Source organism: Nonomuraea sp. NPDC051941 (assembly GCF_044593615.1).
The window spans coordinates 331,109-347,625 of sequence record NZ_JBIUCF010000002.1 but is presented as its reverse complement, the minus strand read 5'-3'; the positions used below and the strand labels follow the sequence as shown (position 1 = coordinate 347,625).

The 16,517-nt window shown below is 73.2% G+C and carries 18 protein-coding genes; 14 read left to right on the top strand and 4 right to left on the bottom strand.

Features of this window, described 5'->3' with window-relative positions:
* Window positions 1–114: 114 nt before the first annotated feature.
* The gene (locus tag ACIHFD_RS05395) at window positions 115–753 is read right to left on the bottom strand and encodes a hypothetical protein (protein ID WP_363981847.1); all 639 of its coding nucleotides are present in this window, start codon (window positions 751–753) and stop codon (window positions 115–117) included.
* 117 nt (window positions 754–870) lie between these two features.
* Between ACIHFD_RS05395 and ACIHFD_RS05390 the strand changes: the two genes are divergently transcribed.
* The 5 genes from ACIHFD_RS05390 to ACIHFD_RS05370 all read left to right on the top strand — a co-directional run bounded on the left by ACIHFD_RS05390 (window position 871) and on the right by ACIHFD_RS05370 (window position 6,679).
* A complete protein-coding gene (locus ACIHFD_RS05390; protein ID WP_355199475.1) occupies window positions 871–1,689 on the top strand; it encodes a DUF4184 family protein in 819 nt (272 codons plus the stop codon).
* Window positions 1,690–1,744: 55 nt separating this feature from the next.
* Complete coding sequence (locus ACIHFD_RS05385; RefSeq protein ID WP_397365884.1) at window positions 1,745–2,494, top strand: TrmH family RNA methyltransferase; 750 nt, start codon at window positions 1,745–1,747, stop codon at window positions 2,492–2,494.
* A gap of 76 nt (window positions 2,495–2,570) precedes the next feature.
* Entirely contained in the window at window positions 2,571–3,365 is a 795-nt protein-coding gene (locus ACIHFD_RS05380) for a cyclase family protein (protein WP_397365725.1), read from the top strand.
* A gap of 13 nt (window positions 3,366–3,378) precedes the next feature.
* On the top strand, window positions 3,379–4,782 hold the full coding sequence (locus tag ACIHFD_RS05375) for an MmgE/PrpD family protein (protein ID WP_397365724.1): 1,404 nt from the start codon (window positions 3,379–3,381) through the stop codon (window positions 4,780–4,782).
* A gap of 76 nt (window positions 4,783–4,858) precedes the next feature.
* Complete coding sequence (locus tag ACIHFD_RS05370) at window positions 4,859–6,679, top strand: serine/threonine-protein kinase (RefSeq protein WP_397365723.1); 1,821 nt, start codon at window positions 4,859–4,861, stop codon at window positions 6,677–6,679.
* Here the strand turns inward: ACIHFD_RS05370 and ACIHFD_RS05365 are convergent.
* A complete protein-coding gene (locus ACIHFD_RS05365) occupies window positions 6,661–6,936 on the bottom strand; it encodes a hypothetical protein (protein ID WP_350728128.1) in 276 nt (91 codons plus the stop codon). The genes ACIHFD_RS05370 and ACIHFD_RS05365 overlap by 19 nt on opposite strands.
* A gap of 201 nt (window positions 6,937–7,137) precedes the next feature.
* On the opposite strand from ACIHFD_RS05365, the gene ACIHFD_RS05360 reads away from it, so the two are divergent.
* Both ACIHFD_RS05360 and ACIHFD_RS05355 read left to right on the top strand, forming a co-directional pair.
* Window positions 7,138–7,539 (top strand): patatin-like phospholipase family protein, encoded by a 402-nt coding sequence (locus ACIHFD_RS05360; RefSeq protein WP_397365722.1) that lies wholly within the window; start codon window positions 7,138–7,140, stop codon window positions 7,537–7,539.
* A 97-nt stretch (window positions 7,540–7,636) separates the two neighbouring features.
* On the top strand, window positions 7,637–8,011 hold the full coding sequence (locus tag ACIHFD_RS05355; protein WP_397365721.1) for a DUF4267 domain-containing protein: 375 nt from the start codon (window positions 7,637–7,639) through the stop codon (window positions 8,009–8,011).
* Window positions 8,012–8,020: 9 nt separating this feature from the next.
* Here ACIHFD_RS05355 and ACIHFD_RS05350 read toward each other — a convergent pair whose 3' ends face one another.
* Complete coding sequence (locus ACIHFD_RS05350; RefSeq protein ID WP_397365720.1) at window positions 8,021–9,073, bottom strand: LacI family DNA-binding transcriptional regulator; 1,053 nt, start codon at window positions 9,071–9,073, stop codon at window positions 8,021–8,023.
* A gap of 72 nt (window positions 9,074–9,145) precedes the next feature.
* Between ACIHFD_RS05350 and ACIHFD_RS05345 the strand changes: the two genes are divergently transcribed.
* From ACIHFD_RS05345 to ACIHFD_RS05315, 7 genes are all read left to right on the top strand, one after another.
* Window positions 9,146–9,325, top strand: coding sequence for a hypothetical protein (locus ACIHFD_RS05345; RefSeq protein ID WP_364758455.1), 180 nt, complete (start codon window positions 9,146–9,148; stop codon window positions 9,323–9,325).
* 52 nt (window positions 9,326–9,377) lie between these two features.
* Window positions 9,378–9,893, top strand: a complete 516-nt coding sequence (locus tag ACIHFD_RS05340) for a hypothetical protein (protein ID WP_397365719.1) — start codon at window positions 9,378–9,380, stop codon at window positions 9,891–9,893.
* Between the two features lie 118 nt (window positions 9,894–10,011).
* Complete coding sequence (locus tag ACIHFD_RS05335; protein ID WP_397365718.1) at window positions 10,012–10,605, top strand: MBL fold metallo-hydrolase; 594 nt, start codon at window positions 10,012–10,014, stop codon at window positions 10,603–10,605.
* A 96-nt stretch (window positions 10,606–10,701) separates the two neighbouring features.
* Window positions 10,702–12,144 carry an ABC transporter substrate-binding protein gene (locus tag ACIHFD_RS05330; RefSeq protein ID WP_397365717.1) on the top strand — a complete coding sequence of 481 codons (1,443 nt, stop codon included), beginning with the start codon at window positions 10,702–10,704 and terminating at the stop codon, window positions 12,142–12,144.
* Window positions 12,141–13,883, top strand: coding sequence for an ABC transporter permease subunit (locus ACIHFD_RS05325; protein ID WP_397365716.1), 1,743 nt, complete (start codon window positions 12,141–12,143; stop codon window positions 13,881–13,883). The genes ACIHFD_RS05330 and ACIHFD_RS05325 overlap by 4 nt, the downstream gene beginning before the upstream one ends.
* Complete coding sequence (locus ACIHFD_RS05320; protein WP_397365715.1) at window positions 13,880–14,857, top strand: ABC transporter ATP-binding protein; 978 nt, start codon at window positions 13,880–13,882, stop codon at window positions 14,855–14,857. The genes ACIHFD_RS05325 and ACIHFD_RS05320 overlap by 4 nt, the downstream gene beginning before the upstream one ends.
* Window positions 14,854–15,627, top strand: coding sequence for an ATP-binding cassette domain-containing protein (locus tag ACIHFD_RS05315; protein ID WP_397365714.1), 774 nt, complete (start codon window positions 14,854–14,856; stop codon window positions 15,625–15,627). Before ACIHFD_RS05320 ends, ACIHFD_RS05315 begins: the two co-directional genes overlap by 4 nt.
* Here ACIHFD_RS05315 and ACIHFD_RS05310 read toward each other — a convergent pair.
* Window positions 15,589–16,425, bottom strand: a complete 837-nt coding sequence (locus ACIHFD_RS05310; protein ID WP_397365713.1) for a D-alanyl-D-alanine carboxypeptidase family protein — start codon at window positions 16,423–16,425, stop codon at window positions 15,589–15,591. The genes ACIHFD_RS05315 and ACIHFD_RS05310 overlap by 39 nt on opposite strands.
* Between the last annotated feature and the right edge of the window lie 92 nt (window positions 16,426–16,517).

The following is a 16,517-nucleotide window of genomic DNA, read 5'->3' as shown; positions in this document are numbered from 1 at the left end:
GGTGTGGCGAGTGCGGGAAAACAGCCCTTTTGGTGCGGTGATTACCCTGTGTGGGTGCTGTTGGCCGCGTGCGTAACGGTTTCTGAGAGATATGCATGATCGGCGAATCGGGGGCTAATGGCAGCACTGATGGCCGCGCCACGCCCGGCTTCCCTCCCGTACGGCGACCGCCGCCAGCACCACCGCCACGACCGGATCGACCCACCACCACCCCAGCGTGTTGAGCCACAGGCTCGCCAGCACCCCCGCCGCCATGGCCGCGCAGATGAGGTTCTGCGTCCCCTCGCCGGACGTGGCCTCCGACGCCAGGCGCGCGCCGAGCCGCCGCTTGGCGATCCCCAGCGCCGGCATGCTGACCAGGCTGAACGTCGTCACCACGATCCCCAGCACGCTCGGCGTGGCCCGGTGTCCCGCGTCCAGGTCGTGCGCCACGTGCAGGACGAGGTACGGCGCGAGCAGCCAGAAGCTCACCGCGACCGCCTTCCTGGCGGTGTTCTCCGCGTGCGGCGAGAGCGTGCGGGCGCCGGTGAACCGCCACACCACGATCAGGCTGGCCGCCGCCTCCACGAACGCCGACAGCCCCCAGCCGATCAACGCCAGCGAGTGGGCCGCGAAGCCGGCGGCAAGGCCGAGCGTGCTTTCCACGCTCAGCCAGACCAGGGTGGCGACGGAGAGCGACCGGGCGGCGCGGGCTGCGCGCAGCCAATCGGCTGACGCGGCCGGGCGCTCATGAATCCGCTGGTCAGGCACCATGACCCCCCGCACTCCCGGCTATCCGGCCGTCGACAGCGATACGTACCGTACCCATTACAGACAGTAGCGTAGTTTCGTCCGGGCAAAGGATGGTCAAGCTTGCCCGCATAATGAGCGTTGATCGCCAGGTCGCGAAGGTTGCCCGGAACGCCGAGGGAGGGCCGGTTGCCGTTCACGCCCAGTCATATGGCCGCGATGGTGCCGCTGATTTCGTCACAGCGCGTACGCAGGTTCGCCGATCCGTGGGCGATGGCGTTGGGGGCGATGGTGCCCGATCTGCCGATCTTCCTGCCGTTCCTGCCCGACTACGGCAACTGGCACTCCTGGCTCGGTGTCGTCACCATCGACCTGGCCGCCGTGCTGGTGCTGCTGCCGCTCTTCCACGGCGTCTTCAGGGACCCGCTGATCTCGCTGCTCCCGTCCTCGCTGGCCGGCCGTGCCGCGCTCCTGGCGCCGTCCCGGCTGCGGCTGCTCCCCATGGCGGTCGGGGGCGTGATCGGCGCGGCCAGCCACGTCCTGTGGGACTCCTTCACCCACTCCACCGGCCCGGTGGAGTGGGGCGGCTGGCTGGCGGTCTCGGTCATGGGCGTGATCAGGCTCTTCCGGCTGCTGCAGTACGTCTCGTCCGTGATCGGCCTGGCCGTCGTGGTGTGGTGGGGCTGGCGCCGTCTGTCCCGGATGCCAGCGGCGCCCGTACCGGAACGCCTGCGGATCGCCCCGCGCGTGCGTGCGGTCGTCATGACGCTGTGCTCGATCGGGACGGTGGCTGGAGCGTTCCTCTGGCCCCTCGTGGACGAGCCCGTCCCGCACCTGGGCCTGCCCAGCGTGATCACCAAGACGGGCGCCGGAACGTTGATCGGCCTGTGCCTGGTGCTCGCCTGCTACGCGGCGGTCTGGCAGGTCAGGCGGCGCATGGCAGTATCGGAAGGTGCTTGAGTACGTAACCGACGCCGACGACCCCCGCCTGTCCGACTACACCCGGCTTCGGGACATGGAGCTGCGCAAGAGCCTGGAGGCGTCGCGCGGCCTGTTCCTGGCCGAGGGGGAGAAGGTGATCAGGCGGGCCGTCGGCACCGGCCACCCGATCCGCTCGGTCCTGACGACGCCTCGCTGGCTGGCCTCGCTCGAGGACGTCCTGGGCGACGCGACGGTCTTCGTGGTGAGCGACGAGATCATGGCGGGCATCGCCGGCTTCCAGGTGCACCGCGGCGCCCTCGCCTCGATGGAACGCCTCCCGCTCCCCGCCGTCGAGACCCTGCTGAAGGGCGGCGCCCGGCGGCTGCTCGTGCTGGAGGACCTGGTCGACCACGCCAACGTCGGCGCCATCTTCCGCAGCGCCGCCGCCCTGGGGGTGGACGGGGTCGTGCTGTCGCCCCGGTGCGCGGATCCGCTCTACCGGCGGGCGGTGAAGGTGTCGATGGGGGCGGTGTTCTCGATCCCGTACGCGCGGATGGACGACTGGTTCGGCGGGCTGGCGCAGCTGAGGGAGGCGGGCTTCCAGACCCTGGCCCTCACTCCGGACCAGGCGGCCACGCCCCTGGACACCGTCGAGCTGGCGGACCGGGTCGCGCTGCTGCTCGGCGCCGAGGGCGACGGGCTCTCCTCCCACTGGCTGCACGAGGCCGACCGGGCGGTGTGCATCCCGATGAGCCGGTCGGCGATGGCGGCGGGCGTCGACTCGCTCAATGTGGTGGCCGCCGCGGCCATCGCCTGTCATGGGTTGATGCGATCTGCGGGCTGATTGAGCCGGTTTTGTCCGTCTTGTGTACTGTCGAGACGCTGTTTTCATGATCGGAACATAAGGAGAGCCGTCCGAGATGTCCTTGTGGAAGGCGCTGGAAGGGGCGCGTGTCCTTGATCTCGCGCAGCCGATGCGCAAAGGCATGCCGCAGTCACCGAACCACCCCCCGTTCCGGATGGCGCTGGAGCGCAGGCACGGCGACATGGTCAGGCCGGACGGCGGCTCCGCCGCCAACGAGATCATCGTCACGGGCGGCCACGTCGGCACGCACGTCGACGCGCTCGCGCACGTCTCGCAGGAAGGGCTCCTGTACGGCGGGCGGCCCGCGTCCGAGGTGATGTCGCACGAGGGGTTCGGCGCGCTCGGCATCGACACCTTCGAGCCGTACGTGGGCCGGTGCGTCCTGCTCGACGTGGCCGCCGTGCACGGCGTGGACACGCTGCCGGCCGGCTACGAGATCACCGCCGACGACCTGTCGCGGGCCGCCGGCGACCTGGAGATCCGCGCCGGCGACGCCGTGCTCATCGGCACCGGCTGGTCGCGGCTGTGGTCGTCGGCGGGGGAGTTCGTCGGGCAGCGGGGCGGCGTTCCCGGGCCGGGCGTCGAGGCGGCGCGCTGGCTGGCCGAGCGCCGGCCACGCGTGGTGGGCGGCGAGTCCATCGCCTTCGAGCACATCGCGCCCGGTCGCGGGCATGCCACGCTGCCCGTGCACCGGATCATGCTGGTGGAGTCGGGCATCAACATCGTGGAGACCATGCGGCTGGCCGAGTTGCTGGACTCGGGGGCACGCGAGTTCGTGCTGGTGCTGAACCCGCTGCCGGTCGTCGGCGCCACCGGCGCCCCCGTCCGTCCGCTCGCCGTGATCGACTGACCTGAGAGGGACCATGACAACCCATGTCCAGCGGCTGGCCGAGTTCGCCGTCGCCTGCCGTGACAAGGGCGTTCCCGGCCGGGTGCGCGACGACGTGACCGGACGGGTGCTCGACGTGCTGGGCAACTGCCTGGCCGCCTACGCCGAGCCGGAGGGCGACGCGGGACCGGCCGTGCTGCGGGCCGTACGCCGGTGGGGCGGCGTCGAGGAGTCGAGCGCGATCGGCAGCGGCGACCGGCTCCCCGCGCCGGCGGCGGCGCTGGTCAACGGCACGCTGGCGCACGCGCTCGACTACGACGACACGCACCTGCCGTCGGTGCTGCACCCGAGCGCGTCCGTAGTGCCCGCCGCGCTGGCCGTCGCCGAGGCGACCGGGGCGAGCGGCGCCGCGCTGGCCGCGGCGATCGCGGCGGGCGTCGAGGTGTGCAACCGCCTCGGAATGGCCTCCTACCTGCCTGAGGCGCGCAATTCGCTCTTCTTCGAGAAGGGCCAGCACGCGACGTCCATCTGCGGCACGCTGGGCGCCGCGGTCTCAGCAGGGCTGCTGTTCGACCTCACGGCGGACGGCATCGCGCACGCGGTCGGCGTGGCGGCCAGCATGGGCGCGGGCGTGATCGAGGCCAACCGCACGGGCGGGACGATCAAGCGGGTCCACTGCGGCTGGGCCGCGCACGCGGGTGTCTCGGCCGCGGTGCTCGCCCTGGAAGGCGTGACGGGGCCGCCGACCGTGCTGGAGGGCCGGTTCGGGTTCTTCCAGGCCTGGCTCGACGGCCGGTACGACGACGCCGCGCTGCTGTCTGGCCTGGGCGAGCGGTGGGAGCTCCTGCGCACGGTCTACAAGCCCTACCCGACGAACCATTTCACCCACCCGGCCATCGACTGCGCTCTGGCGCTGCGGGCCGGCGGCCTGTCCCCGGACGACGTCGAGGACATCGAGCTGGGGGTGCCCGCCCCGGTGCTGCGCACGATCGCGGAGCCCAGGGAGGAGAAGACCGCGCCCAGGTCGCCGTACCACGCGAAGTTCTCCGGCCCGTACACGGTCGCGGCGGCGCTGCACGGCGGCGGCGGGCTCGGGCTCTCCCTGGACGACTTCGCCGCCCTGTCCCCGGAGCGGCTGGAGCTGGCCAAGCGGGTGCGTTGCGTGGCGGACGAGCGGGCGTCGGAGATCTTCCCGCGCGCGTTCGCGGCGGTGATGCGGGTACGGCTGCGTGACGGCTCGACCCTGGAGCACCGCGTGGACTCCTCTCGGGGCGGGCCGGAGCACCCGTTGACGGCGGACGAGCTGGGGGTCAAGTTCCGCGCCAACGCGGGACGGGCGCTGCCGCCGGACAGGGTGGACGCCCTCCTGGCGGCGGTCGGGGACCTTCCCTCGGCGCCTTCGGTGGCGCCGCTGCTCCGGCTGACTGTTGCTATGTGAAGTTGATCATCATGCGCCGGTGATCGGGCTAATGTGGTGATTCGACACGTCTGATCGCGGACCCTGAGGAGGGCGCGTGTCCGTGTTCGAGGTGCTGCGGCCGGAGGATCCGCGGAAGGTGGGACCGTACCGGATCGAGGCGCGGCTGGGCGCCGGCGGGATGGGGCGGGTCTTCCTGGGGCGGTCGAAGAGCGGGCGCGCGGTGGCGGTCAAGGTCGTGCACCCGGAGCTCGCCGCCGACCGGGACTTCGGGCAGCGGTTCGCCCGCGAGATCTCCCTGGCCCGCACGGTGAGCGGGTTCTTCACGGCCGGGGTGGTGGACGCCGATCCGGAGGGGGCGCCGCCGTGGCTGGCGACGGCCTATGTGCCCGGCCTGTCCCTGGACGAGGCCGTCGCCGAGCACGGGACCTGGCGTGAGGAGGCCGTTCTCGCGCTGGCGGCCGGGCTGGCCGAGGCGCTGGAGTCGATCCACGCGGCGGGGGTGGTGCACCGGGACCTGAAGCCCTCCAACGTGCTGCTGGCCGTGGACGGGCCGCGGGTCATCGACTTCGGCATCTCCGTGGCGGTGGAAGGCAGCAGGCTGACGCGGACCGGCGTGTCCGTGGGAACGCCGGGGTTCATCTCTCCCGAGCAGCTGACGGGGGACTCGGTGGGGCCGGCCAGTGACGTGTTCTGCCTGGGGGCGGTGCTCGCGTACGCCGCCAGGGGCACCGGGCCCTTCGGGGGCGGGTCGTGGCAGGGGCTGTGGTACCGGACCGTGCACGAGGAGCCGGACCTGGAAGGGCTCCCGCCCCGGCTGCGCTCCATCGTGCGCCGGTGCCTCGAGAAGCGGCCCGAAGAACGGCCGAGCGCGACGGCGCTGCTGGACGAGCTGCCGGACGGTGCCACGGGGGGTGGCGCGCTCGCCGAGCTGTACACCGAGGCCCGGTGGCTGCCCGACCCCGTCGCCGAGGCCGTCCGCACCCTCGTCGCCGAGTCCGCCCCACCCCCGGAGCAGCCGGATGACGTGCCCGCCGTGGTGGAGCCGATCGCCGACGCGCCCGGCGGTGCGTCCACTGTGGTGGGGTCGCCGAGCCCGAGGTCCACGAAGGCCGGGAGCGCCGGGCTTTCGGCGCACGAGCAAGAGACGCGGCTGTCGCCCGCACGGGGCCGGGAGGTCCCCGCGCCGCCGCGTCCGGCGAAGGCCGTGGACCCGACCTCTCGGAGGTTACGCGACCGGACCATGGTGGCCCTCTTCGTGAGCCCCTTCGTGGCACTGGCGATCATCGCCCTCTCCCCGGGGAGTCCCGAAATGTCGGACTTCTCGGACCTCTCGGACTCCGAGTTCACCGCAAGCCCGACGCCACAGGAGAGCGGCCGGTTCTCGCGGCCCATCGACTACTGCGCCCTCCTCGAACCGGGTCAGGTCCGGCAACTCGTCCCGCGGCCGCGTGAACGGTATGACGACAAGACCGGCGGCTGCACCTGGACGTCACAAGGCCGGGCCCTCGACGTGACACCGCTGGGGCCCGAACCGGAGGCCGCCAGATCGTGGCACCCGAGGACATCGGCGGCGCACCAGGAGTTCCTCCGGCGGCAGGAGCTCGCCCCCGGCGCCTCCTCGGGGATCGAATGGCGGCGGAACGACATCGGGGTCGAGCGGGTGTTCAGGGACTTGACCACGGGGCCACGGGACGTGCCGGGCATCGGTGAGGAGGCCTTCGCCGCCGACGTCGGCCCCCGCGCGGGTGGCGTGCACTACACGGAGCTGACCTTCCTCCAGGACAACCTCGTCATCGAGGTCAAGTACACCGCCGTGGAGGCGAGCGACCGGGACATCCGGACCGGCGCGGTGCGGGCCGCCGAATGGGTGGAGAACGCCCTCAGGCGAGCAGGCGCTCAGAGCCAGTCGGGGTAGCCGTCGGCGTCGGGCGTGACCGGCCGGCTGGTGACGGAGCAGCCGTCGGCGGTCTCCCTGATGCGCCGTTCGAGCGTGGTGACCTGACCGTCCGTCGTGATGAGCGTGAGCTCCCAGACGGTCGTGTCACGGCGCGGGGACGGCACTTCGGCGATGTCGATCGAGGCCGCCAGGCCGGCGCTGAAGATGCCCTTCGCCAGGGCGGCTGCCCTCTCATGGCCCTCGACCGTCGCTCGGACCTCGATGAATTGCGCCATGGGGCTGTCCTTCGGGAGAGGTGTGAGGGCAACCTTACCTACGTGACTCCCGGTCGGTAACCGATTTCCCGCGGCCGGGCCGGACTCGACCCCGAGCGCCTGTACGCCAGGCAGCTGGAGCCTCCGGCCGGGGAGAGCAGGCCGAAGTCGTCGCCGTGGAACCCGTCCAGGTCCAAGACGTCCCAGGAGTTCGGCGCGCGGATGGGGCGGCTCGCGCCGGCCGCGAGGACCGTACCGGAGGCGGAGCGGCGCGCGCAGGTGGCCCGGTGGCTCGGCGACGAGGTGCGGGAGCGCCCGGACAAGCGGCTGGTGATCACGGCGGTGGACGCGGAGAGCGGCGAACCGGCCGACTTCGACGCCGGCAGCGGCGTCGATCTGCCGGACGCCGTCTGCGCCAGCACGGCCGGCCCCGGCGTACGGCCGCCTGCCACGATCGGCGGTCGCCGTTACATCGACGGCGGCATGCGCTCGCCCGCCGTCGTCAGCCTCGCCGCCGGCTACGACCGCGTCGTGGTCATCGCGCCGATCACGCGGGGCGGGGGGATCATGCCCGGGGTGGAGCAGCAGATCGCGGAGCTGGGCGACGGCCGCGGTCTGGCATGACCAGGCGACCAGTTTTCTAGCACTGCTAGACATTGAGTCATCGCTAGATTAGCGTTGCTAGTACTTCTACCGATGACTCTCGCTTGGAGTGCACAAAATGGTCACCACCGCTTATGTGATCGCAGCCCTGGTCGGCATCGGCCTCGTCGTGGTCAGCCTGCGCTTCTTTTTCGTCCCCGAGGCCGCGGCCAAGGCGTACGGCGTGCCGGGCTCGGCCTCGGGGATGGACACGGGCGCCTACTTCTCCGTGAAGGCCGTTCGTGACCTCGGCACCGCCCTGGCCATCTTCGTCATGATCGCCGTGGCGGACGCGCACACGCTGGGGTGGGTCATCCTGGTCATGAGCATCATCCCCCTCGGCGACGCGCTCATCGTGGCCAGGCGCGGCGGCCACCCCAGCATCTCGTGGGGCATACACGGCGCCACCGCCCTGGTCAGCGCCGCGGCGGGCGTGCTGCTCCTCCTGGCGTGACCTGGTTCGTCAAGCGTGTGCCGGGGGAGCGGTCGAGGCGCGGACGATCAGCTCGTGCGGGAACACCAGCCGCTCCGGCTCCGCCGCGGCCCCCGACAGCAGCAGCCGCCCCGCCGCCGCTCCCATCTCCTGCTTGGCCTGCCGGATCGTGGTGAGCCCCGCCTCCGCGGCCGCGCTGTCGGAGAACCCCACCACCGAAAGCTCCCCAGGCACCTCCAGCCCCAGGTCGGCGGCGGCGTCGAGGACCCCCAGCGCCAGCACGTCCGTGTTGGTGAGGATCGCCGTGGGGCGCGGGTCCCGCCCCAGCAGCCCGTGCCCCGCCTTCCTGCCGGCCTCGCGGGAGTTGCGCGCCACCTCGTAGAACGGCACCCCTGACCAGTCGATCCCGGCCTCCTCGCACGCCTGCCGGTAGCCGCCGCACCGCCGCCGCATGGCCTCGAACACCGCGCCCTCCTGGCGCTCCGGGGAGGCCCAGCCGGTGTGGCCGTCGTCGTGCAGCCCGACCATGGCCACCCCGATCCGCCGGTGCCCGAGCTCGAGCACGTGCCGCGCCGCCGCCGCCGCGGCCGCCGGCTCGTCGGTCCCCACGAACGGATGCCCCGGCACGTACGGCTCGTCCACCACGACGACGGGCAGCTTCCTGGCCAGCACCTCCGCCAGCGCCGGATGCCCGTCGGGCAGCGACATCACGCAGAACGCGTCGACCACCGCGTCCCTGACCGTCTCGCTGCGCCGGTCGCCGTGCGGCAGCGGCAGGATGAGCAGCCCCACCCCCGCGTCCTCGGCCGCCGTCGCCAGCCCCTGGAAGAAGCCGATCGCGTACGGGTCGGCGAACGCGTAGGCCAGCGTCTCGCTGAACAGCAGCCCGAGCGCCCCCGCCCGCCCCAGCCGGAGCGATCGCGCCGTCGGGTTGGGCCCCGCGTAGCCGAGCTCGTCGGCCACCTCCATGATCCGCTGCCGCAGCCCGTCGCTGAGCTGGTCGGGCCGGGAGAACGCGTAGGACACGGTGGCCCGGGACACGCCCAGCCGGTCGGCGATCGTCTGCAGTGTCACCCTGGCCATCGTCCCACCGTACCGAAGAGCTTGCCGGGCCTGTCTTAATCGATTAAGGTCTTAATTGATTAAGGAGGATTTATGGACGCCATGCAAGTGCTCGCTCACCAGACCGCGATGGGCTACCAGGAGTCGCTCGGCGAAGCCCTGCCGGGCGCGCCCCGGCGGCCGCACCGCGCGAGGGCCAAGGTGCGCGTACGGGTGGCGCACTCGCTCAGGTGGACCGCGGATCGGCTGGATCCGGCGTGCCGTACCGCGTGATGCAGCACAATGTGAGGTGTTGATTACGTACAGCAGCCAACGGGGAAGGCTTATGTACCTGGACTGGATCATCGCGATCGCCACCTCGGCCCCGGCGGGCCTCCCGGACCCGGCCCTGACCTGCGCCGTCGCCACGCCGACCGAGCGGCCGCTGGCGTTCACGCCGCAGGTCGGCCTCACGCCGCGGCGCGTCGCCGCCCGGGGGAACCTCCAGCTCACCGACTGCACCTCACCCGACGGCTCGGCCCCGTCCCTCCGCTCCGGCTGGGTCGCCGTCAAGGCCACCGCGGAGGCCTCGTGCACCAGTGCCCGCGATGTACGCGGGGGTGCCGTCATCACCTGGTTCGGCGGGGACGGCCGGCCCGTCGGCACCTCGAGGTTGCGCATCAAGGCCGACCGGCTCGCCACCCAGCATCCGGCCGACGCCCTGCTCACCGGCACCATCGCCGCCGGCGCGCTCAAGGGGGAGCGCGTCCGCGGCGGCCTCTCGCCGGCGGCGGCCATCCTCGGCTGCGCCGCTCGGGGGATGAGCACGCTTCCCGGGAACGGCAAGATCACCTTCGGGTGAGCCCTTTTCGCGGGTCCCCTGGCCGCCGGTGGTCGTCTGCGGTGTGGGCGCGTCGTCGACGTCGGTTGTCGGGCTGGGGGAGTGGGTAGCGGCTGCGTCTGAGGTGGGGGTGGCGGTCGTGTGGTTGCGGTTGGTGGGCGTCGGTGCGATGAACTCGCCGCGCTACAGCCCGGCCGGGCTGCTGGTCGGCTGGCGCGGTCACCGCGTCCTGCTCGACGGGGGCGGCGACGCCGCGGCCGGTGAGCGGCTCGACGGCTGGCTGGTCTGCGATGAGCGGGCCGAACTGATGCCCCGGATCCGCCGCACCGCGCGGGCGCTGGGGCTGGCCGCCGCGGTGGCGACCTTCGAGGCCGCGGGAGTGGAGATCGTGCCACTGCCGGTCAGCCACACCTCTCACCCCACCTACGGCTACCTGATCAGGACGGCCGGGGCGCGGGCCGTCTGGGCGCCGGAGTTCTGGGGTTTTCCGGACTGGGCGGCCGGGGTGGACCTGATGTTCGCCGACGCCGCCGGTTGGGACCGGCCGATCCGCTTCGCCGGGGGCGTGGGCGGGCATGCGAGCGTGCTCCAGGTCGCGCGGGAGGCGCGCGATCGCGGGGTGGGGCGGCTGGTGTTCGCCCATGTCGGCCGCCCCTCCATCTGGGCGATCGATCGGGGTGAGCGGCCACCGTTCGGGGAGTGGGGCGTCGAGGGGCGCGCCTATCGGATGTGAATATGGAAACGGTTATCATGTGCTAGTGTCTCGTCCCGCTCATTCCCCCTGAATTTGGGACAATCCGTGCAACATCGCAGCCTCTGGCTTGCCCTCATGACAGTCCTCTCCCTGTCCGCGTGCTCCGCCCCGGCGGGCGGGCAGAGCACGGGCCGGATCAAGGTGGCGATGCTCCAGCCGCCGCGTTCCGGCCTGTCGCCCTTCAGCGACGACGCCTTCAAGCTCTCCCGCTGGTCCACCGCCGAGACCCTGGTCAACCTGGACGCGAGAGGCGACGCGCGGCCCGCCCTCGCCACCGCGTGGACCCGTACCTCCGAACGGACCTGGGAGTTCACCGTCCGCGACGGCGTGACCTTCCACGACGGCAGCCGGTTGACCGCCCGGGTCGCCGCCGCCGCGCTGACCCGCGCCACCCGGGCCACGCCCAAGCCGCGCATCCTCGACGGCGTCGAGCTGACCGCCAGGGCCGAGGGCGGCAAGGTCGTCGTGACCACCCGCGAGCCCGACCCGCTGGTCCCGCACCGCCTGTCCTCGCCGCAGCTGGCGATCCTGGCCGAGCGCGCGTACGGCACCGACGACAAGGTCGATCCGGTCGGCACCGGGAGCGGCCCGTTCAAGCTGGTCAAGGTGAACGGCACCACCACCGCCACCCTCGACCGCCACGACGGCTACTGGGGCACGAAGGCCAAGGCGCCGGGCATCGACGTCTCCTTCGTCCCGGACGGCGCCGCCCGCGCCGCCGCCATCCGCAGCGGCGAGGCGCACATCGCGGAGGCGGTGCCGGTCTCGCAGGCCGCGCTGCTGGCCAAGGAGACGATCAGCGAGGTGCCGATGCCGCGCACCAACACCCTGTACCTGAACACCGTCAAGGGGCCGTTCAAGAGCCCCGGCCTGCGCGCCGCCGTGCGCGCGTCCGTCGACGCGGGGCAACTCGTGCGGGGGGTGTACGAGGGGCGCGCCGACGTGGCCTCGGGCCTGCTGGGGCCCGCCCTGCCGTGGGCCGCCGAGGGCCGCAAGAGCCTGGGGGAGCGTACGGCTCCCGCGAGCGCCAAGGGCGTGGCGATCACCCTGGCCACCTACTCCGACCGGGCCGAGCTGCCCGAGGTCGCCTCCGTGCTGCAGCAGCAGCTCCGGGGGGCGGGGTTCGCGGTCGAGCTGGTGGTACGGGAGTACGCGCACATCGAGGAGGACGCGCTGGCCGGGAGGTTCGACGCGTTCGTCCTTTCCCGGGCGACCGTGCTCGACTCGGGGGATCCGGTGGCGTACATGCAGGCCGACTTCACCTGCGACGGCTCCTTCAACCTGGCCCGCCTGTGTGACGAGGACGTCGACCGGGCGGTGCGCGAGGCCGCGGCGGCGGACGCCGGTCCCGCCAGGCACGCGGCGACCCTTGAGGCCGAGGCGGCGATCCTGCGTACCGACGCCGCCATCCCGATGCTGCACGAGCGCGTGATCCAGGGCGATGCCACCACGGTGCTGGACTCGGCGAAGGACCCGCGCGAGCGCGTCCTGATCACGGCGGAGACCCGCCTCAAATGACCGGCGGGGTGCTGTTCTCGCGGGGTGTCGCGGTCGTGGCGATCGTCGCCGTGGTCGGGCTGTTGCCCTGGCTGTCCGGTCGTGATGCCGCGCTGTCGCTGCTGCGGGCCCGTTCGGCCGAGCAGGAGCCGACGGCTGAGGCGTTGGAGGCCATCCGCCACGAGCTGGGCCTGGACGGCGGCCCGCTGCCGCTGCTCGGCGAGTGGCTGGGCGGCGTCCTGCGCGGCGACTTCGGCCGCTCGTGGGCGGACGGGAGCGCGGTGCTGCCGTCCGTGCTGTCCGGTCTCGGCGTCTCGCTGACGCTGATGGCCGCCGCGCTGGCGGTGACGCTGGCACTGACGTGCGCCCTGTGCGCGCCCACCCTGGTGCGCGGCGCGCGGGGCACCCTGCGGGGCGGCGGTACGGGGGCGGTGGCGGCGGTGCTCGGGGCCTTGCCCGAATTCCTCATCGCGACGGTGCTGCTGGTGACGCTGTCGGTGTGGCTGGGCCTCCTGCCGCCCTACGGCTGGCAGGAGCCGCGGCACCTGGTGCTGCCCGCGTTGGCCCTGGGCATCCCGGCAGGCGGGGTCCTGGGGCGGCTGGTGGACGACACGCTGCCCGCGGCCTTCGCCGAGCCGTGGGTGGGGCTGTGGCGTTCGGCGGGCTGTGGTCCCGGCGTCATCGCGCGGGCGGCGCTGCGCCGCGCGCTGCCCGCGCTGGTGCCCCAGCTCGGGCTGGTCGCCGTGGGGCTGGCGGGAGGGGCGGTGGCCGTGGAGACGGTGTTCGCGGTGCCCGGCATCGGCCGGACCGCGCTGGGGGCCGCGGAGGCTCAGGACCTTCCGCTGCTCCAGGCCGCGGTACTCGCCCTGGTCCTGCTGGGTGTGCTCGCCGGGATCCTGGCGAGCGCCGCCCGGCACCGGATGCTCGGCCCCGGCCTCCGCGACGCCGCCCTCTCGCTCCCCGCACCGGCCATCGGCGGCGGCCGAGGCAAAAGCGGGAGCAGGGTGGTCGGGCCGGTCGCCGGCGTGTGCGGGGTCGTGCTGGCGGTCGCCGTCGGCTGGGGGTCGCTGCTCGACCCCCTGACCGTGGACGTGGCCGCGCGGCTGGCGGGGCCGAGCTGGGATCATCCGTTGGGCGCCGACGCGCTGGGCCGGGACGTGCTGGCCAGGGTGGGCCATGGCGCCGCGGCCACGCTCGGCGTCTCCGCGCTGGTCTGCGCCGGCTCGTACGTCATCGCCCTCACGGTCGGCCTCCTCCCCGGACTGGCCTCCGGAGCGGCCGAGGTGGCCAACGCCGTTCCGCCGGTGATCGCCGGGATCCTGGTCGCGGCGGTGCTCGGGCCCGGCACGCCGGGCGCGTCCGTCGCGGTCGCCCTCGTCTCGTGGCCCGCGCTCGCGGCCCATGCCGCGGCCCTCGTCTCCGAGGTACGTGCCGCGGCCCACCTGACCGCCCAGCGCGCCATCGGCTCCTCACACACCTGGATCCTGACCCGCCACGTCCTGCCCGCGATCGCGGGCCCGGTCGCCAGGCACGCGGTGCTGCGGCTGCCGGGGATCGCGCTGGCCATGGCCTCCCTCGGCTTCCTCGGCCTGGGAGCACAGCCGCCAGCTCCGGAGTGGGGCCTGACGCTGGCCGAGTCGCTGCCGTACGTGGAGCGCGCGCCATGGGCGGCCCTGGTCCCCGCGGGGATGCTCCTGCTGCTGGCCGCCCTGGCGGTCTCGCTCTCCACGGCGGGCCGCCGGACCGGGGGTGCCGCATGACGCTGCTGCGCGTACGGGACCTGCGGGTCGGCGTGGCGGGCACGGAGGTCGTACGGGGGCTCTCGTTCGACGTGGCCGAGGGCGAGACGCTCGCCGTCGTCGGCGAGTCCGGCGCGGGCAAGTCGCTGACCGCCCGGGCCCTGCTCGGGCTGCTGCCGCCCGGCGCGCGCATGTCCGGCAGCGTGCGCCTGGACGGGCGGGAGCTGTCCGGCGCGCCCGAGCACGTCTACCGGCAGGTACGCGGCCGGCGGATCGCCTTCGTGCCGCAGGACGCGCTGTCGGTGCTCAGCCCCGTGTACCCGGTCGGAGACCAGCTCGCCCGCGCCGTGCGGCGACCGGGCCGCAAACAGGCATGGGAACGCGCGGTGGCCGCGCTGGAACGGGTCGGCATCCCCGACGCCGCGCGGCGGGCCCGCGCCTACCCGCACGAGTTCTCCGGCGGGATGCGCCAGCGGGCGGTGATCGCCATGGCCACCGTCAACGACCCCGCCCTCGTCGTCGCCGACGAACCGGCCACCGCGCTGGACCCCGTCCTCCAGACCCGGATCCTCAGCCTGCTGACGGAGCCCCGCGAGGGGACGCGGCCGGCTGTGCTGCTCATCACGCACGACCTGGGGGCGGCGGCCGCGTACGCGAATCGCGTCCTGGTCATGTACGCGGGACGGCTCGCCGAGTCGGGCCCGGCCGGCGCGGTGCTGCGCGGGCCGCGCGCCCCCTACACCGGCGGCCTCGTCGCGTCCCTCCCGCCGCGCGAGGTGACGGGACGGCCGCTCCCGGCGATCGCCGGTTCGCCGCCCGCGCCAGGAGCGCTGCCGCCCGGGTGCGCCTTCGCCCCCCGCTGCCCGGCCGCCGCCGACGTCTGTCACGAGCGGGAGCCACAGCCGCAGGAGGCCGGGGAACACAGGCTGGCCGTCTGCCACCGGCTCGGCGAGCTGCCCGGCCCGGCCACCGATCTCTACCAGGAGCCCGCATGACGACACCCCTGCTGGAGGTGCGCGATCTCACCGTGCGCTACCCCACGCCGATCCTGGCGGTGGACGGCGTCTCGTTCACCCTGGCCGCCGGCGAGACGCTCGCCCTGGTCGGCGGGTCGGGGTCGGGCAAGTCGAGCATCGCCGCCGCCGTCCTCATGCTGCGCAGGCCCGAGGCGGGCTCGGTGCGCTTCGAGGGCCGCGAGCTCACCGCGCTCGACGAGCGCGCCCTGCGCCCGCTGCGGCCCGCGCTGCAACCGGTCTTCCAGGACCCGTACGGCTCGCTCAGCCCGCGCCTGCGGGCGCACGACGCGATCGCGGAGCCGCTGCGCGTCCAGGGCCGCTGGGACCCGCTGACCGGCCCCGCCCGGGTCCGCGAGCTCCTCGACCTCGTCCGCCTGGATCCCGCGCTCGCCCGGCGCAGGCCGTCCGAGCTGTCCGGGGGGCAGTGCCAACGCGTCGGCATCGCCCGCGCCCTGGCCTGCGAGCCCAGGCTGCTGGTGCTGGACGAGCCCGTGTCCGCGCTGGACCCGTCCGTACGGGCCGGGATCGTCAACCTGCTCACCGAGTTGCGCGACGAGCTGGGGCTGGGCCAGCTGTTCATCGGTCATGACCTGGCCCTGATCCGGCACGTGGCGCATCGCGTGGCGGTGCTGCGCCACGGCCGGATCGTCGAGACCGGTCCGGCCGGTCAGGTGTGGGCCGCCCCCGCCGACCCGTACACCCGCGAGCTGCTAGCCGCCGGCGATCTGCTCGCCCGCGTAGTCCAGTAGCCGCTCGGCCGTCTCGAAGCGGCGCTCGTTCTGGTCCCCGAGCAGCACGCCGACCACGCGCTTGCCGCCCCGCTCCCCGGCGAAGAGCAGGCAGTAGCCGGCGGCGCGCGTGTAGCCGGTCTTCACGCCGAGTACGCCGTCGGCGCGCGAGAGCAGCTTGTTCGAGTTGCGCCAGGTGTGCGCCCGGTGCAGCGCGGTCTTGGCCACCTTGTGCACCTTGGTGCCCGTCACGGCCGCGAAGGTGCTGTTGTCCAGCGCCTTTTCCGCCAGCTTGACCTGGTCGACGGCCGTCGAGTAGCCGCCGTTCCCGGGGGTCGGCAGGCCGTCGGGGTTGGTGTAGCGGGTGTCGGCCAGCCCGAGGGCGCGGGCGGCGCGGTTCATCTTGGCGACGAACGCCGTCTTGCCCGGGCCGTAGCGCCGCGCCAGGGCGTTGGCCGCGTCGGCCCCCGACGGCAGCATGAGACCGTACAGCAGATCGTTGACCGTGAGCCGCTCACCCTTCTTCAGCGCCGCCGTGGTCGCGCCGTTGCTGGTCGCGTGCTTGACGTCGGTCGCCGTGATCGTGATCGTGTCGTTCAGCCTGGCCTCGCGCAGCACGACGTACGCCGTCATGACCTTGACCAGGCTGGCCACGGGCACCCGGCGAGTCTCGCGCTTGCCGAAGTGGATCGTTCCCGCAGAGTCGACCAGGTACGCCGACTTTGCCCCGACCTCCGGCGCGTCCGCCGCCGCGGCCGGGGAGGCGACTCCCACAACCAGCGCGAGTACGGCGGAGCCAATGAAACCCCCAATACGCATGGCAATCATGTTGACAGGAGATCAAGGGTCCGTTTGCCTAACTACGCCATAAAGCCCGATCAGATGGGGGTAAATCAATGCCAGGTTAGAGA

Excerpts from the sequence above, each read along its gene's own strand:
- ACIHFD_RS05395 (WP_363981847.1), bottom strand. The coding sequence starts at position 753 with ATGGTGCCTGACCAGCGGATTCATGAGCGCCCGGCCGCGTCAGCCGAT.
- ACIHFD_RS05385 (WP_397365884.1), top strand. The coding sequence starts at position 1,745 with ATGGAGCTGCGCAAGAGCCTGGAGGCGTCGCGCGGCCTGTTCCTGGCC.
- ACIHFD_RS05380 (WP_397365725.1), top strand. The coding sequence starts at position 2,571 with ATGTCCTTGTGGAAGGCGCTGGAAGGGGCGCGTGTCCTTGATCTCGCG.
- ACIHFD_RS05375 (WP_397365724.1), top strand. The coding sequence starts at position 3,379 with ATGACAACCCATGTCCAGCGGCTGGCCGAGTTCGCCGTCGCCTGCCGT.
- ACIHFD_RS05365 (WP_350728128.1), bottom strand. The coding sequence starts at position 6,936 with ATGGCGCAATTCATCGAGGTCCGAGCGACGGTCGAGGGCCATGAGAGG.
- ACIHFD_RS05360 (WP_397365722.1), top strand. The coding sequence starts at position 7,138 with ATGGGGCGGCTCGCGCCGGCCGCGAGGACCGTACCGGAGGCGGAGCGG.
- ACIHFD_RS05355 (WP_397365721.1), top strand. The coding sequence starts at position 7,637 with ATGGTCACCACCGCTTATGTGATCGCAGCCCTGGTCGGCATCGGCCTC.
- ACIHFD_RS05350 (WP_397365720.1), bottom strand. The coding sequence starts at position 9,073 with ATGGCCAGGGTGACACTGCAGACGATCGCCGACCGGCTGGGCGTGTCC.
- ACIHFD_RS05345 (WP_364758455.1), top strand. The coding sequence starts at position 9,146 with ATGGACGCCATGCAAGTGCTCGCTCACCAGACCGCGATGGGCTACCAG.
- ACIHFD_RS05340 (WP_397365719.1), top strand. The coding sequence starts at position 9,378 with ATGTACCTGGACTGGATCATCGCGATCGCCACCTCGGCCCCGGCGGGC.
- ACIHFD_RS05330 (WP_397365717.1), top strand. The coding sequence starts at position 10,702 with ATGACAGTCCTCTCCCTGTCCGCGTGCTCCGCCCCGGCGGGCGGGCAG.
- ACIHFD_RS05325 (WP_397365716.1), top strand. The coding sequence starts at position 12,141 with ATGACCGGCGGGGTGCTGTTCTCGCGGGGTGTCGCGGTCGTGGCGATC.
- ACIHFD_RS05320 (WP_397365715.1), top strand. The coding sequence starts at position 13,880 with ATGACGCTGCTGCGCGTACGGGACCTGCGGGTCGGCGTGGCGGGCACG.
- ACIHFD_RS05315 (WP_397365714.1), top strand. The coding sequence starts at position 14,854 with ATGACGACACCCCTGCTGGAGGTGCGCGATCTCACCGTGCGCTACCCC.
- ACIHFD_RS05310 (WP_397365713.1), bottom strand. The coding sequence starts at position 16,425 with ATGCGTATTGGGGGTTTCATTGGCTCCGCCGTACTCGCGCTGGTTGTG.